Source organism: Ruegeria sp. AG1, assembly GCF_056541705.1.
The window spans coordinates 376,781-391,262 of sequence record NZ_JBQFYU010000002.1 but is presented as its reverse complement, the minus strand read 5'-3'; the positions used below and the strand labels follow the sequence as shown (position 1 = coordinate 391,262).

The window sequence follows — 14,482 nt, the reverse complement described above, 5'->3', positions numbered from 1 at the left end:
ACGTATAATGCAGGCAGTTAGTTCCGGAGTCCTCAGATGCCCTCGCGCCGTCATGTCGTTCGAGACATTTCTTATGCCCATTCCGCCGAAACCAAGGGCGGTCGGATGGTCATCAAGCTGATGGAAAACACCACAGGCCGCATGCGCCTGATCAAGCGTGCGGACGGGTACGAACAAGATGTCGCCAAGGGGCGCGATTTCTGGGATGTCATGGTCGAACGCTACGGTTTGACGCTAGATGTTGTGGGCGGGGCGCTGTCGAATATCCCGAAGGACGGCCCTCTGATCCTTATTGCCAATCACCCTTACGGCATTCTGGACGGATTGATGATGGGGCATATCCTGTCTGAAACGCGCGGCGATTTTCGGATTCTGGCCCATCGCGTGTTCCGTAAGGCAGAAGATCTGAACCGCATCATCCTGCCGATCTCTTTTGATGAGACGAAAGAGGCAATGAAGCTGAACCTTGAAACCCGCAAAACCGCGTTGAACTATCTTGGCGATGGTGGCGCGATCGGGATTTTTCCGGGTGGAACCGTCAGCACGGCTCTCACGCCGTTCGACCACCCGATGGATCCCGGCTGGCGCGGATTCACCGCTCGGATGGTCGCCAAATCCCATGCCACAGTGGTGCCGGTTTTCTTTGACGGCCACACGTCTCGTTTGTTCCAGATCGCCAGCCATTTGCACAACACCCTGCGGATGGGATTGCTGATCAAGGAGTTCAAGAAACGCGTCGATACACCTGTGAGAGTGGTGATCGGCGAACCGATTACCCGTGATGTTCTGGACCCACTCAGCAAGGATACGCGCAAGATGATGGATTTCCTGCGCAAAGCCACGTATGAGCTGTCTCCGACACCGCTGAAGTCATATGACTACGGCTATGAATTTGAGGAACGGCATCGCGCCTGAAGGGGCTAATGGCAGTAGGTATCTTTGATTCCGGTTTGGGCGGTCTGACCGTCCTGAACGCCGCGCAGCAACGGCTGCCCGACGTGGATTTCCTGTATTACGCGGACAGTGCGCATGCGCCGTATGGCGTGCGCGATGCCGAGGATATCTATCAGCTAACCCGCAAGGCGGTTTTCGACCTGTGGGATCGCGGCTGCAATCTGGTGATTCTGGCCTGCAATACCGCCAGCGCGGCTGCCCTGCGTCGGATGCAGGAGGAGGGCGTGCCCGAGGACAAACGGGTTCTGGGCGTCTTTGTCCCTCTGATCGAGGCGCTGACCGAGCGGCAATGGGGCGATAACTCTCCGCCGCGCGAAGTGGCCGTCAAGCATGTGGCCTTGTTTGCAACGCCCGCCACTGTCTCCAGCCGCGCCTTCCAGCGGGAACTGGCGTTCCGCGCGATTGGTGTGGATGTCGAGGCGCAGGCCTGTGGCGGCGTGGTCGATGCCATTGAAGACGGTGATTTGATTCTGGCCGAAGCATTGGTGCGCAGCCATGTGGATGCGTTGAAGCGCAAGATGCCCGAACCTCAGGCGGCCATCTTGGGATGCACGCACTACCCCTTGATGGCTGAGACGTTTCAGGCCGCTCTGGGCGCAGATGTTCAGGTGTTCAGCCAGGGCGATCTGGTGGCTGAAAGCCTGGCCGACTATCTGCAACGCCACCCGACCATGCTGGGTGAAGGGGAAGGTGGCTATCTGACCACCGGCAAGCCCGGTTTTGTCAGTGATCGGGCCACGCAATTCCTCCGACGACAAATCTCGTTTGAGGCGGCCTGATTTAGGTCAAGGACGCCACCCTTCCGATTTTCTAAATCCAAGACCGTCACAGTGGCGGTCATGATATGTGACACATGCAAAGAAGAGGTCTGACATGACCCATAAAATCGCAATTCTGGGCGCCTCAGGCTATACTGGCGCTGAACTGGTGCGGCTGATCGCCGAGCACCCGAACATGGAGATCGTTGCGCTGGCGGCGGAACGTAAGGCGGGTCTGTCGATGGCTCAGGTCTTCCCGCATTTACGCCATATGGACTTGCCCGATCTGTGCAAGATTTCTGAGATCGACTTTTCCCGGATCGACCTGTGTTTCTGCGCCTTGCCGCATAAAACCAGTCAGGAAGTGATCCGGGACCTGCCGAAGACCCTGAAAATCATCGACCTTTCTGCCGATTTCCGGCTGCAGGACGCCGATGAGTACGAAAAGTGGTACGGCAATCCGCATAGCGCGTTGGAGCAACAGGAAGAGGCCGTTTATGGCCTGACCGAGTTCTATCGTGACGACATCCGGACCGCACGACTGGTGGCGGGTACGGGCTGCAACGCGGCGACCGGACAATATGTGCTGCGGCCGCTGATTTCGGCTGGGGTTATTGATCTGGACGACATCATCCTCGATCTGAAATGCGCCGTGTCGGGCGCTGGCCGGTCGTTGAAAGAAAACCTGCTGCATGCCGAGCTGAGCGAAGGCGCGAATGCCTATGCCATAGGTGGTACGCATCGCCATTTGGGAGAGTTCGATCAGGAGTTTTCAAAACTGGCCGGGCGCACGGTGCATATCCAATTCACGCCGCACCTGATCCCAGCGAACCGGGGTATTCTGGCAACCTCCTACGTGAAGGGCGACCCGCAGAGCGTGTACGAAACGCTGGCAAAAGCCTATGCTGAAGAGCCTTTTATTGAGATGCTGCCGATGGATGAGGCGCCGTCGACCCACCATGTGCGGGGATCGAATTTCTGCCATATCGGTGTTGTTGCGGACCGGATTGAACGGCGCGCGATTGTGATCGCCGCTTTGGATAACCTGACAAAAGGTAGCAGCGGGCAGGCCTTGCAGAATGCCAACCTGATGTTAGGTGAGGATGAAACCCGAGGGCTGATGATGGCCCCCTTGTTCCCGTGAGGACGGTATGAAAACGCTCAAGAAACGTCGTCGAGTTCAGATCATTCTGGTGGCCGTAGCGGCGCTGGCGGTGTCGACGGCGTTGATTGGGTATGCGATGCGCGATGGCATCAACTTCTTCCGCTCGCCCAGCCAGGTGATCGCTGAACCACCATCGCCCACCGAGGTGTTTCGCATTGGTGGTCTGGTCGAAGAGGGCTCGATCGTGCGGGGGCAGGGTGAAACGGTGCGCTTTGTCGTGACCGATGGCGGAGAAAGTGTTCCCGTGGCTTTTACAGGGGTTCTGCCGGATCTCTTCTCGGAAAACGAAGGAATGGTCGGGACGGGTCGCTACGTCAACGGTGTGTTTGAAGCGACTGAAATACTTGCCAAACATGATGAGACCTATATGCCGAAAGAGGTCATGGACGCCTTGAAAGAACAGGGCGTTTACAAAGATCCTGGCGAAAGCTGAACGCAGCTGCGCTGCGTGCCTCCGGCGGAGGTATTTTTGAACAGAAGAAGCAGGGGCGTTGCGTGCGGGTGGCAGGCGGCGCTCTGTTTCGTTTGGGATTGTTAAGGAGTTTGCAGGATCGTGCCCTCGACTGATGTAGGTGGGGGTCGTGATGCAGACGGTTCGACAGATTGCCGAAGAGATTGTGCAGCGGGAAGGCGGGTTTGTGGAAGATCCGGATGACCCGGGTGGCGCCACCAATTTCGGTGTGACCACTCACACGATGCAGCGTTTGGGGTTGGATTTGACGCGGGATGGGGTGGTTGATGCCGCCGATGTGCGGGTGCTCAGCCGCGCGCAGGCGGTTGATATCTTTGTGCAGCATTATTTTGAGAAACCGCGGATCGCGTCTTTGCCCGAGGCGCTGCAGGCTAGCGTGTTCGACATGTATGTAAATGCGGGCGCGCAGGCAGTGCGCATTTTGCAATCGCTGTTGGTGAAGATGGGTTTTAACGTTGTAGTAGACGGGGTTATCGGCTCTCAGACCATAGGCGCAAGTCAGGACGCGTCGCGCCCGAACCCGATTCAGTTGCGGGACGCTTATGGGGTGGCGCGGCGGAACTATTACTTTCGGCTGGCAGATCGGCGTCCCGCGTCGCGAAAGTATGCGCGCACCCGCGCAGGCGGGAAAGGTGGTTGGATCAGACGGGCGGAGGAGTTTCTGTCTGATCGCTACCACCTGAGCGATGAAGCGTTTCGAAGAAGGGTTGCGGCATGGGATTGATCTCGGGCGTTTTGGGGTTCTTGTTCGGCGGAGGGCGCAACGTGGTACGCGAAACCGCAGAGGTTTTTCGGGAGAACGCCGATGCGGGCGCCCAGCGCCGGATGGTGGCGCAAACTCAGGCCATGACACAGTTCGGGGCTGAGTTTCAGAGGCCGCCCAAAGGCATGTTCGACCGGTTTATGGACGGGTTGAACCGGCTTCCGCGTCCGGCCTTGGCGCTGGGAACACTGGGTCTGTTCGCTGCCGCCATGATCGATCCGATCTGGTTTTCGGCACGAATGCAGGGGATCGCGCTCGTGCCCGAGCCTTTGTGGTGGTTGCTGGGTGTGATTGTCTCGTTTTATTTCGGGGCGCGGCATCAGGCGAAATCGCAGGACTTGCAGCGCGAGATCTCGGCCGTGATGGCACGGACTCCGACAGTTTTGGCCAACCTTGATGCGCTTGGAAATATGCGCAGCGACCGACCCGGTGTGGCAGATACGGGGTCGGATGCGCGCTTGGCGCAAGAGAGCCTGCTGGCCGATGCGAACCCGGCGTTAGAGGATTGGCGAAGCGAACGGGGCTGAGTTGCGACACTATGTGCCCCGAAATCAAACGAAAGTGGTTGGCGATTGCCGTGCCTCCGGCATATATCCTGCCCTATGGTTACAGAGTTAGGTCACTTCGCGCTAATCCTCGCCTTCTTCGTCGCTATCGTGCAAAGCGTGATGCCCCTGATCGGGGCATCGAAACGCTGGGCTGGATGGATGGCGTTTGCGGAACCGGCGGCAATCTCACAATTCCTTCTGACGGCGTTCTCCTTCGGAGCGCTGGTTTGGGCGTTCACCACGTCTGATTTTTCGCTACGGATCGTGGTTGAGAACAGCCATTCCGCGAAACCGATGATCTACAAGATCAGTGGGACATGGGGGAACCACGAAGGCTCGATGCTGTTGTGGGTGCTGATTGTGACCCTGTTCGGCGCAATGGCCGCGTTTTTTGGCGCTGGCCTGCCGCCGACGCTGAAAGCGCGGGTGTTGGCTGTGCAGTCGGCTGTGGCCGTGGCGTTTTTTGCCTTTATCCTGTTTACCTCGAACCCGTTCGATCGTCTGGCGATCGCTCCGTTCGATGGGCGAGACCTGAACCCGCTGCTGCAAGACCCGGGCTTGGCGTTCCACCCACCGTTTTTGTATCTGGGCTATGTCGGCCTGAGCATGGCGTTCAGCTTTGCCGTGGCCGCGTTGATCGAGGGCCGTATTGATGCGGCCTGGGGCCGGTGGGTACGGCCGTGGACGCTTGCCGCTTGGGTGTTTCTGACCATCGGGATCGCTTTGGGGTCGTGGTGGGCCTATTATGAGCTTGGCTGGGGTGGCTTCTGGTTCTGGGATCCGGTCGAGAATGCCTCGTTCATGCCATGGCTGCTGGCGGCGGCGCTATTGCACTCGGCCATTGTCGTAGAGAAGCGCGAGGCGCTGAAGAGCTGGACAATCCTGCTGGCGATCATTGCCTTCGGGTTCTCGTTGATCGGGACATTCATTGTGCGCTCGGGGCTTCTGACCTCGGTTCATGCCTTCGCAACAGATCCAGAGCGGGGCGTGTTCATTCTGTTGATCCTTGTGTTCTTTATCGGCGGCGCGCTGACGCTGTTTGCGGCGCGGGCGCAGGCGATGGAGGCGAAGGGCGTTTTTGGTATGGTCAGCCGCGAAAGTGCGCTGGTCGTGAACAACGTGCTGCTGGCTGTTAGTTGTTTTGTTGTATTCGTCGGTACCATGTGGCCGATGGTGGCCGAGATGATGTTTGACCGGAAGCTCTCGGTCGGACCTCCGTTCTTTAACGCGGCCTTCACGCCATTCATGGTGCTGTTGGGGCTGGTTCTACCGGTTGGCGCGATGTTGCCGTGGAAGCGCGGCAAACTGGGCAAAACAGCATGGTCGCTGCGCTATGCGTTTGTGCTGGCCGTCGCCCTTGGCGTGCTGGTCTGGGCGATGCAGACGGGACGCAGTGCCTTGGGCCCAATTGGTCTGTTTCTGGGCGCATGGATCACCTTCGGCACCGTTCTTGATTTATGGAGCCGGACAGGACGCAACGGCAGTCTGAAACGCCTGTTCCGCCTGCCAGGGGCCGATTGGGGCAAGGCGGTTGCCCATACGGGACTGGGCGTCACTATCTTCGCCATCGCCGGTCTGACCGCGTGGGAGGTTGAGGATATCCGCGTCGCCCAGCCGGGTCAGCCTTTTGAGGTTGGTCAATTCACTCTAACGCTTGAGGATGTCAATCGCGTGCAAGGGCCGAATTACTTTTCGACCATGGCGGATGTGAAGGTGGAGACCAACGGGCGCATGATCGGGACGCTGCATCCCGAAAAACGTGACTATCCGGTCGCTCGTATGCCCACCACCGAGGCCGCTATTGACTACCGGGTCATGCGCGATCTCTATGTGGTGATTGGGGATCAGCAGGCGAATGGGGGCTGGGTCTTGCGGACCTATATCAAGCCCTTCGCCAACTGGATTTGGGCCGGATGCCTCATGATGGCGTTGGGCGGTGTCCTCAGCCTCTGCGATCGTCGATTCCGGGTGGCCGCTGGCGCGCGCAAAGCCCCCTCTGCCGGAGTACCCGCAGAATGAAACGCCTGATCCTGATCTTTATGCTTTTGGCGGCACCGGGATTTGCTGTGCAACCGGACGAGGTGCTTGACGATCCGGTGCTGGAACAACGTGCCCGCGACCTTAGCACCGGGTTGCGCTGTCTGGTCTGTCGAAACGAGAGCATCGACGAAAGCAACGCCGATCTGGCGCGCGACTTGCGCTTGCTGGTGCGTGAAAGGCTCGTGGCCGGGGATACGGATGAAGAGGCGATTGCCTTTATCGTCGACCGCTATGGTGAATATGTGCTGCTTAAGCCGACGGTTACAGGTTCGAACTTAATGCTGTGGCTGGCCGGGCCAATCATGTTGCTTATTGCCGCCGGTGTTGGCTTGGTCTTTCTGCGCAACCGGGCCAAGGCGCAAGCGTTGGGTGAAAGCGACGGGCTGAGCGACGCCGAAAAAGAACGCCTGCGCCAAATTCTGAAGGACTGACGCGTGGTTCCGCTTTTCCTCGGCCTGTGAATGCGGCAGTGTCCGCTCACGCACAAGCGCGAGGGAGAGCTTTAATGGACTACGAAACGATCCTGCTGGACATCACGGACGGGCTGGCGGTGCTGACGCTGAACCGCCCTGACAAGATGAACGCGCTGACCACGCAGATGCGGGCTGAGATCACCCATGCGATGAAGCATGCGGCTCGAAATGCGCGGTGCATCGTGTTGACCGGGGCCGGACCGGCCTTTTGTTCCGGTCAGGATCTTGGTGATGCGTCCTCAACCGGAAAGATCGACCTGGAACGCTCGCTGCGCGATGAATACGAGCCGATGCTCGAGACCATCCATGACAGCCCGGTACCTACCATTGCCGCCGTCAATGGACCGGCAGCCGGGGCAGGGGCCAACCTTGCGCTCTGTGCAGATGTGGTGATCGCGACCGAGAGCGCCTATTTCCTGCAGGCCTTTTCCCGCATCGGCTTACTGCCAGATGCTGGTGGCACATGGTTCATGCCGCGTCAGATGGGGCTGGCCAAGGCCATGGGGGCCGCGTTGTTTGCTGACAAGATCACCGCGCGTCAGGCCGATGATTGGGGCCTGATCTGGGAAGCGGTCGCCGATGATGCGTTTGATGCCCATTGGCGCAGCCGGGCCGCACATTTGGCCCAAGGTCCGACGGCGGCCTATGGCGCGATCAAACAGGCGCTCCGCGGTACCTACGAAAAGACCTTGCCACAGCAATTGGCGACCGAGGCGCATTTACAAGGTGAATGTGGACGCTCACGCGACTTCGCCGAAGGCGTGGTGGCCTTCATGGAAAAACGCCCCCCGAAATTCGAGGGGCGCTAACTCAGGCGCGGCGGCGGCGTCGGGTGCGCCGCTCGGGCGCGGCATCGTCGCCGGTACCATCCGAGGCGGACGAGAACGGCCCAAGCGCATCCGTGATCTGATCAAGCGTCGGGCGCGCGCCACGTTCTGTGCTGTCCAGAGCGGCGCGCATTTTCTCAAGATGTGCGGGCATGGTGCCACAGCAACCACCGATGATCTTTGCACCTGCATCACGGGCCATCACGGCATAGTCGGCCATCAGCTCGGGCGTACCGTCATAGTGGATGTGGCCGTCGACATATTTCGGAATCCCGGCATTGCCTTTTGAGATTAAAGGCCGCTCGGTCCCTTGGGCGGTGAACCCAAGTACGGTGCGCAGGATGTCCGACGCTCCGGTACCGCAATTCGCGCCAAACGCAATCGGAGGGTTTGGCAGCGTTTCCACCAAAAGGGCCAGATCCGCCGAAGTGACGCCCATCATGGTGCGCCCGGCAGTGTCAAAGCTCATGGTGCCGCACCAGGGCATACCGGCCAGCGCGAAGGCCTCGGCCGCGGCGCGGAATTCCTCGGGGGCGCTGATCGTCTCGACCCACAGAACATCGACGCCGCCCTCTTTGAGGGCCTCGGCCTGTTCGTGGAACATCTCGACCGCCTCGGAATGCGAAAGGCTTCCGACTGGCTCCATGATCTCACCGGTTGGACCAACCGAGCCGGCAACCACGATGGTGCGTCCGGATTTGTCTGCGACCTCACGCCCGAGTTCAGCGCCAATGCGGTTTAGCTCACCAACGCGGTTCTGCGCATCATGCAACTTGAGCCGGGCCGAGGTGCCACCGAAGGTGTTGGTTAGAAACAGATCGCTGCCCGCATCGACCGAGCCTTGATAAAGCGCGCGGATCTTATCTGGCGCATCCACATTCCAAAGCTCAGGCGCATCGCCGGATTGTAGACCCATGTTGAACAGATTGGTTCCGGTCGCACCATCGGCCAGAATGGCCTCTTTGGTCTCTAGAAGCTGAGTCAACGCGTTTGTCATGGGCTTGGTCCGACGTGTTTGGCGCAAAGCGCCAGTATGAATATGAGACGCCCCGTGTCTCATGACCGGGGCGTCAAATCAAATTCATATTACTCATGAAGATCATGAGGTGACCGGTGGCTTAGTCGGTCTCGCTCATGACCTGAGCTTTGGCTTCGGGCAGAAGCTCGGCCATTTTTGCGCGGATTTCGTCATCCGAGGATAGACCGCCCAGATCGGCAGAGACCTTGCGCACGACATCCTCGTGGCCTGCCTCTTCCATATCGGCGATCACGACAGTTTTGGCGTAGTCGTCCGCGTCAGAGCCGGTTTTCCCCAACTTTGCCGCCGCCCAAAGGCCCAGCAATTTGTTGCAGCGGGCCTGTGCCTTGAACTGCATTTCTTCGTCATGGGCAAACTTGGCTTCAAAGGCGTTTTCGCGTTCGTCGAACGTGGTCATTGTATTGGGACCTCATAGCGTGGACATTCCTCATCTAGATAAGAAACGAATTTCGGAATGTATAGCGAAAATGGGCTTTGCGCGACCAAATGCGCTGTGTTGCTGCACGCGGGACATGTGGACAGGTTCTGAGGGTGCGCAATACCTATGAGGAACCTTTCGAAAGCGCATGGTCTGATGGAAAGCAACCAGACAACTTGCGGGTTGGGGCGGGCTGCTCTATGAGGGCCGCAGCCGCGCGATCTGCGCGTATTGCCGATATGGAAGGGGCCCCGATGGCGCGTCGCAAGAAAATCTACGAAGGCAAAGCCAAGATTCTGTATGAAGGCCCCGAGCCGGGCACAATCGTGCAGTACTTCAAGGATGACGCAACCGCGTTCAACGCGGAAAAGAAAGACGTGATCGACGGCAAAGGCGTTCTGAACAACCGCCTGTCCGAGTTCTTCATGAACGGCCTGACCCAGATCGGTGTTCCAAACCACTTCATCCGCCGCCTGAACATGCGCGAGCAGCTGGTGCGGAATTGCGAGATCGTCCCTCTGGAAGTGATCGTGCGCAACTATGCAGCGGGTACGATGTCCAAACGTCTGGGCATTGCAGAGGGCACGCAGCTGCCGCGTCCGATTGTCGAATACTGCTACAAGGACGACTCTCTGGGTGATCCTCTGGTCACCGAGGAACATATTGCGGCCTTTGGCTGGGCCAGTCAGCAGGACATGGACGATATCCTCAGCCTCGCACTGCGCGTGAATGACTTCATGAGCGGTGTTATGCTGGCCGTGGGCATTCGACTGGTCGATTTCAAAATCGAGATCGGCCGCGTATTCGACGGTGATTACCAGCGTCTGATCGTGGCTGATGAGATCAGCCCCGACAGCTGCCGCCTGTGGGATATCGAAACCGGCCAGAAGCTGGATAAGGATGTTTTCCGCCGCGATCTGGGCAACCTGACCGACGCCTATTCCGAGGTCGCGCGCCGCTTGGGTGTTCTGCCGCAAAGCAACGTGACCAAACCGACGCTGATCAACTGATCTCGGCGTCTGCCTGACAAAATTGGAAAGCGCCGCCTCCGATTGGGCGGCGCTTTTCTTTTGAGGGCAGGGTATTCCTTTCGACCCGAAACACCCGCGCGGCCCGATTTGAGGCACACCCTCTGGTAGCTTTTCAATCTTCGCTTCAAACAGGGTTGTCCCAAAGGCACAACCGCGCTATCCCCCGCGCAACGAAATGGGCCTGCGATCGTGGCCCTCAGGTGGAGTTACGAAGATGAAGGCACGGGTGCATGTGATGCTCAAGAATGGGGTGCTGGACCCTCAGGGTGAGGCAGTCCGCCACGCATTGGGCGCCATGGGCTTTGATCAGGTAGAAGGTGTGCGCCAGGGCAAGGTCATTGATCTGGAACTCGCCGAAGGCGCGACCGAGGCGGACGTGACCGAGATGTGCGAAAAGCTGTTGGCCAACACCGTCATCGAACGCTACGAGATCGAACTGGTCTGATTGGATGCGGGCAGCGCGTCTGATCACTTATCGCCAGCCGCTGGAGCTGACCACCATTCCCGACCCTGAACCGGCCGAGGATGGCGTTGTCGTCCGAGTGTTGGCCTGCGGCGTCTGCCGGTCAGATTGGCATGCGTGGTCGGGGTCGGACCCGGATGTGATCCTCCCGATGACACCCGGCCATGAATATTGCGGCGAGGTTGTTGCGGTGGGCAGCCGCGTCCGCCGTTGGAAAGTCGGTGATCGGGTGATTGCGCCTTTCATTCTAGCCTGTGGTCATTGCCAGGACTGTGCCCAAGGCAATCAAACCACCTGCGCCGACCAGGTCGTGCCGGGGTTTACCTGTGACGGTGCGTTCGCCGAGTATATTGCGGTTGCGCATGCGGATGCCAATCTGACGGAACTGCCCGAGACACTCGCGCCCGAGATCGCGGCGGCGCTGGGATGTCGGGTTACGACCGCGTGGCAGGCGCTGGTTGGTCGCGCTCAGCTGCAGGGCGGCGAATGGCTGGTCGTGTTCGGCGGCGGCGGAGTAGGCGTCTCGACCCTGTTGTTGGGCAAGGCGCTTGGCGCACGGGTGGTTGTCGTCGATATTTCAGACGACAAGCTGAACTATGCCAAATCTCTGGGCGCGGATGCGGTTGTAAACGCGGCAACATGCGATGCGCCCGATGCGGTGAAAGAGATCACTGGCGGTGGTGCCCATGTGGCGATTGAGGCGCTGGGGATTGAAGCCACGACCGTGGCGTCGATGCGGTCCCTGCGCAAACTGGGCCGCATGGTTCAAATCGGCATGCCTGCGGGCGATCATGCTGCTATGACGCTGCCGATGGATGTGCTCTATTCCGGTCAGCTGTCTGTATATGGAACACGAGGGATGCCTAGTTGGCGCTATCCATCGCTTCTGTCGTTGATCACGGGGTCGGATCTTGATCTCAGCCCGCTCGTGACACGACACGTATCTCTGAACCAGGTGAGTGAAGAACTTGCCGCTTTCGACGCTCCTGCGCCTCCGGGTGTGGCGGTTGTCACTGATTTTACTTGCTAGGAGGGTTCGCCATGCGCGCAGCCGTCATCGTATTCCCCGGATCAAACTGCGACCGGGACCTTGCCGTAGCCTTTGAACAGGCCGGCTTCGCCGTTGACATGGTCTGGCACAAGGATGCCGCGCTGCCCGAGGGGGTCGACATCGTCGGCGTTCCCGGTGGCTTCTCTTATGGCGACTACCTGCGCTGTGGGGCCATCGCGGCGCAATCGCCGATCTGCAAGGCTGTGGTCGATCATACCGAGCGGGGCGGCTATGCCGTTGGCATCTGTAACGGGTTCCAGATCCTGACGGAAACCGGAATTCTGCCCGGCGCGCTGCTGCGCAATGCCGGTCTGAAATACATCTGCAAAACGGTCGGCCTGAAGGTTGAAACCAGCGACAGCGCCTTTACGCAGGGCTACAATGCAGGCGACGTGATCGGCATTCCGATTGCCCACCATGACGGCAACTATTTTGCCGATGATGCAACCTTGTCCGCGCTGAAGGATCAGGACCGGATCGCGTTCACCTATACCGAGAATCCAAACGGCTCGGTTGGGGATATCGCGGGCATCCTCTCGGAAAACCGCCGCGTTCTTGGCATGATGCCACACCCCGAACGTGCAGCGGATGAGGGGCATGGCGGCACCGACGGGACGGCATTGTTCCGCGCATTGTCCGGCGTTCTGACCCCGGCGTGACTTGAGGTCGCCGCTCTGCCCGCGTAACTTTCGGGAATGAGTTCAAGCCTTCACTCAATCAAGGACAAGATGATCCGTCCATTTCGCGGCGCCCCGTTGGGGTGGCGGCTGCGTGTGGCTGTTATTCTGGTCCTTCTGACCGCCGTTGCGACGATCTGGGTGACGAACCGGTTGCTGACCGACCGGTTCACCGAGTCGACGCGCAACCGTGCTGAACTGCGCCTTGCCCTGTATTCCGGCAACCTCCTCAGCGAATTGCGACGCAACGCGATTGTGCCGCAGCTTCTGTCGCGGGACCCGACGCTAATCTCGGCACTGCAATCCAGTGACTACCTCTTGTCCAGCCAGCGTCTGATCTCTTTCGTTGAAGAGATCGGGGCCGCGTCATTGATGCTGATGGACGGGGATGGGGTGACGGTGGCAGCCACTGACCGAAACCGCTTGCTCGAAGGGCATCGCAATGCGCCCTATTTTGTGGACGCAATCCGCTCGAACGCGACGATTTTCACGGTCAGCCCGCGCGAAACCGGCGACTACAGCTTTATTTACTCCCGCAGGATTGAGGCGAATTCCGAAATCCTCGGCGTGATCGTGGTTGAGGTCGACCTACAGAAATTCGAACGCGCCTGGGCCGGGATTTCTGATGCCGTGCTGGTGCGAGACAGCACCGGCAACATTATCCTGTCGACCGAGCCGCAATGGCGTGGGCTGGACGAAAGCTCGGCCATGCTGCGGCAGACGCCGGAAAGTGCGATCCAGCGCGCGCTGCGGGCGACGGCCGATTGGTCTGCGTTGCCGCCGGATGGCTATCTGGAAGGTGAGGCCGTCATACGGCTTGAGACTCGCATTCCGTTCCGCGGTTGGCAGATGGCCTCATTCACCACTTACGACTCGATCCGTGAAAAGGTGAACAGCGTGCTGGCGCTGGAAATCATGGGCTTTGCGATTCTCCTGGCGGCGGCGTTCTATCTGCTCAGTCGCCGCGCCGCTTCGCGCGTGGTTCTGTTCCAGCGCGAGTCGGCAGAGCTTCGCGCATTGAACGCAAGGCTACAGCGGGAAATCGCTGAGCGCGAACGGGTTGAAAAGACGTTGGATTTGGCGGAACAGACGCTTGCGCAAAGCTCGAAACTGGCGGCCTTGGGTGAGATGTCGGCGGCGGTAAGTCACGAGCTTAATCAACCTCTGGCTGCAATGAAAACCTACCTTGCCGGGGCGCGTTTGCTGCTGCGCAGAAACCGACCGGAAGAGGCCCTTGCCAGCTTTGGTCGCATTGATGGTCTGATCGAACGGATGGGCGCTATTACCCGGCAGCTGAAGTCTTACGCGCGTAAGGGGGCGGATGCGTTTTCGCCAGTAAACCTTGGCGAAGCGCTGGCCTCGTCGCTGTCGATGATGGAGCCTCAGCTGCGGCAGCGCCATGTGAAGATCACTCAGATCCTGCCCGAAGACCCTGTCATTGTTATGGGGGACCGGATGCGGATCGAGCAGGTGATGGTCAACCTCTTGCGCAACGCGCTGGACGCCACCAAATCTGTAGCAGAGCCGGATGTTGAGATCATCCTGGCGGCAGGCGATATGGCGGTGCTGACCGTGCGCGACAACGGGTATGGTATCAAGGATATCGAAAGCCTGTTTGAGCCCTTCTACACCACCAAGCAGCCAGGTGACGGGGTCGGGCTGGGGCTTGCTATCTCGTCAGGGATCGTGAACGACCATGGCGGACGGCTAACCGCACGCAACGGCCAGAAGGGTGGCGCGGTCTTCGAGATGCAACTGCCACTGGGAAGCGACGGCCTCCAGGCCGCTGAATAACACGAGGGA

General features: G+C 59.3%; 16 protein-coding genes. 14 read left to right on the top strand and 2 right to left on the bottom strand.

Translation table 11 applies throughout. From position 1 onward, the window contains the following. Positions 1 to 36: 36 nt before the first annotated feature. The 9 genes from ACR0B5_RS04370 to ACR0B5_RS04330 all read left to right on the top strand — a co-directional run bounded on the left by ACR0B5_RS04370 (position 37) and on the right by ACR0B5_RS04330 (position 7,982). Complete coding sequence (locus ACR0B5_RS04370) at positions 37 to 915, top strand: lysophospholipid acyltransferase family protein (protein ID WP_480538643.1); 879 nt, start codon at positions 37 to 39, stop codon at positions 913 to 915. A gap of 8 nt (positions 916 to 923) precedes the next feature. Further along, on the top strand, positions 924 to 1,733 hold the full coding sequence (locus ACR0B5_RS04365) for a glutamate racemase (RefSeq protein WP_480538641.1): 810 nt from the start codon (positions 924 to 926) through the stop codon (positions 1,731 to 1,733). A 94-nt stretch (positions 1,734 to 1,827) separates the two neighbouring features. Further along, on the top strand, positions 1,828 to 2,856 hold the full coding sequence (gene argC / locus ACR0B5_RS04360; RefSeq protein ID WP_480538639.1) for an N-acetyl-gamma-glutamyl-phosphate reductase: 1,029 nt from the start codon (positions 1,828 to 1,830) through the stop codon (positions 2,854 to 2,856). A gap of 7 nt (positions 2,857 to 2,863) precedes the next feature. Then, on the top strand, positions 2,864 to 3,310 hold the full coding sequence (gene ccmE, locus ACR0B5_RS04355) for a cytochrome c maturation protein CcmE (RefSeq protein ID WP_170458116.1): 447 nt from the start codon (positions 2,864 to 2,866) through the stop codon (positions 3,308 to 3,310). 151 nt (positions 3,311 to 3,461) lie between these two features. Beyond that, a complete protein-coding gene (locus ACR0B5_RS04350; RefSeq protein ID WP_480538637.1) occupies positions 3,462 to 4,073 on the top strand; it encodes a holin-associated N-acetylmuramidase in 612 nt (203 codons plus the stop codon). After that, positions 4,064 to 4,639, top strand: a complete 576-nt coding sequence (locus ACR0B5_RS04345; RefSeq protein ID WP_480538635.1) for a holin family protein — start codon at positions 4,064 to 4,066, stop codon at positions 4,637 to 4,639. Before ACR0B5_RS04350 ends, ACR0B5_RS04345 begins: the two co-directional genes overlap by 10 nt. Before the next feature lie 75 nt (positions 4,640 to 4,714). Next, complete coding sequence (locus ACR0B5_RS04340) at positions 4,715 to 6,679, top strand: heme lyase CcmF/NrfE family subunit (RefSeq protein ID WP_480538633.1); 1,965 nt, start codon at positions 4,715 to 4,717, stop codon at positions 6,677 to 6,679. Beyond that, complete coding sequence (locus tag ACR0B5_RS04335) at positions 6,676 to 7,131, top strand: cytochrome c-type biogenesis protein (RefSeq protein WP_170548928.1); 456 nt, start codon at positions 6,676 to 6,678, stop codon at positions 7,129 to 7,131. The genes ACR0B5_RS04340 and ACR0B5_RS04335 overlap by 4 nt, the downstream gene beginning before the upstream one ends. A 74-nt stretch (positions 7,132 to 7,205) precedes the next feature. Then, on the top strand, positions 7,206 to 7,982 hold the full coding sequence (locus ACR0B5_RS04330; RefSeq protein WP_170373625.1) for an enoyl-CoA hydratase-related protein: 777 nt from the start codon (positions 7,206 to 7,208) through the stop codon (positions 7,980 to 7,982). A 1-nt stretch (position 7,983) separates the two neighbouring features. On the opposite strand, the gene bmt is transcribed toward ACR0B5_RS04330, so the two are convergent. Together bmt and ACR0B5_RS04320 are read right to left on the bottom strand one after the other, a co-directional pair. Then, positions 7,984 to 8,997, bottom strand: a complete 1,014-nt coding sequence (bmt, locus tag ACR0B5_RS04325) for a betaine--homocysteine S-methyltransferase (RefSeq protein ID WP_480538631.1) — start codon at positions 8,995 to 8,997, stop codon at positions 7,984 to 7,986. A 121-nt stretch (positions 8,998 to 9,118) separates the two neighbouring features. Then, positions 9,119 to 9,436 (bottom strand): DUF1476 domain-containing protein, encoded by a 318-nt coding sequence (locus ACR0B5_RS04320; protein WP_170373627.1) that lies wholly within the window; start codon positions 9,434 to 9,436, stop codon positions 9,119 to 9,121. Positions 9,437 to 9,711: 275 nt separating this feature from the next. Here ACR0B5_RS04320 and purC point away from each other — a divergent pair, with 275 nt between their 5' ends. The 5 genes from purC to ACR0B5_RS04295 all read left to right on the top strand — a co-directional run bounded on the left by purC (position 9,712) and on the right by ACR0B5_RS04295 (position 14,473). Beyond that, positions 9,712 to 10,467, top strand: coding sequence for a phosphoribosylaminoimidazolesuccinocarboxamide synthase (purC, locus tag ACR0B5_RS04315; RefSeq protein ID WP_170467720.1), 756 nt, complete (start codon positions 9,712 to 9,714; stop codon positions 10,465 to 10,467). Positions 10,468 to 10,702: 235 nt separating this feature from the next. Next, positions 10,703 to 10,933 carry a phosphoribosylformylglycinamidine synthase subunit PurS gene (gene purS, locus ACR0B5_RS04310; RefSeq protein ID WP_170374301.1) on the top strand — a complete coding sequence of 77 codons (231 nt, stop codon included), beginning with the start codon at positions 10,703 to 10,705 and terminating at the stop codon, positions 10,931 to 10,933. Between the two features lie 4 nt (positions 10,934 to 10,937). After that, complete coding sequence (locus ACR0B5_RS04305) at positions 10,938 to 11,981, top strand: zinc-dependent alcohol dehydrogenase family protein (protein ID WP_480538629.1); 1,044 nt, start codon at positions 10,938 to 10,940, stop codon at positions 11,979 to 11,981. 11 nt (positions 11,982 to 11,992) lie between these two features. Then, positions 11,993 to 12,661: a phosphoribosylformylglycinamidine synthase subunit PurQ gene (purQ, locus tag ACR0B5_RS04300; protein WP_480538627.1), complete on the top strand. Its 669-nt coding sequence runs from the start codon at positions 11,993 to 11,995 to the stop codon at positions 12,659 to 12,661. 36 nt (positions 12,662 to 12,697) lie between these two features. Further along, positions 12,698 to 14,473 (top strand): sensor histidine kinase, encoded by a 1,776-nt coding sequence (locus ACR0B5_RS04295; RefSeq protein WP_480538625.1) that lies wholly within the window; start codon positions 12,698 to 12,700, stop codon positions 14,471 to 14,473. The last annotated feature ends 9 nt before the right edge of the window (positions 14,474 to 14,482 follow it).

Coding starts and splice junctions, on each gene's coding strand:
- ACR0B5_RS04320 (WP_170373627.1), bottom strand. CDS start 9,436: ATGACCACGTTCGACGAACGCGAAAACGCCTTTGAAGCCAAGTTTGCC.
- ACR0B5_RS04340 (WP_480538633.1), top strand. CDS start 4,715: ATGGTTACAGAGTTAGGTCACTTCGCGCTAATCCTCGCCTTCTTCGTC.
- ACR0B5_RS04350 (WP_480538637.1), top strand. CDS start 3,462: ATGCAGACGGTTCGACAGATTGCCGAAGAGATTGTGCAGCGGGAAGGC.
- ACR0B5_RS04365 (WP_480538641.1), top strand. CDS start 924: ATGGCAGTAGGTATCTTTGATTCCGGTTTGGGCGGTCTGACCGTCCTG.
- ACR0B5_RS04335 (WP_170548928.1), top strand. CDS start 6,676: ATGAAACGCCTGATCCTGATCTTTATGCTTTTGGCGGCACCGGGATTT.
- ACR0B5_RS04330 (WP_170373625.1), top strand. CDS start 7,206: ATGGACTACGAAACGATCCTGCTGGACATCACGGACGGGCTGGCGGTG.
- ACR0B5_RS04370 (WP_480538643.1), top strand. CDS start 37: ATGCCCTCGCGCCGTCATGTCGTTCGAGACATTTCTTATGCCCATTCC.
- purS (WP_170374301.1), top strand. CDS start 10,703: ATGAAGGCACGGGTGCATGTGATGCTCAAGAATGGGGTGCTGGACCCT.
- purQ (WP_480538627.1), top strand. CDS start 11,993: ATGCGCGCAGCCGTCATCGTATTCCCCGGATCAAACTGCGACCGGGAC.
- ccmE (WP_170458116.1), top strand. CDS start 2,864: ATGAAAACGCTCAAGAAACGTCGTCGAGTTCAGATCATTCTGGTGGCC.
- ACR0B5_RS04295 (WP_480538625.1), top strand. CDS start 12,698: ATGAGTTCAAGCCTTCACTCAATCAAGGACAAGATGATCCGTCCATTT.
- purC (WP_170467720.1), top strand. CDS start 9,712: ATGGCGCGTCGCAAGAAAATCTACGAAGGCAAAGCCAAGATTCTGTAT.
- ACR0B5_RS04305 (WP_480538629.1), top strand. CDS start 10,938: ATGCGGGCAGCGCGTCTGATCACTTATCGCCAGCCGCTGGAGCTGACC.
- argC (WP_480538639.1), top strand. CDS start 1,828: ATGACCCATAAAATCGCAATTCTGGGCGCCTCAGGCTATACTGGCGCT.
- bmt (WP_480538631.1), bottom strand. CDS start 8,997: ATGACAAACGCGTTGACTCAGCTTCTAGAGACCAAAGAGGCCATTCTG.
- ACR0B5_RS04345 (WP_480538635.1), top strand. CDS start 4,064: ATGGGATTGATCTCGGGCGTTTTGGGGTTCTTGTTCGGCGGAGGGCGC.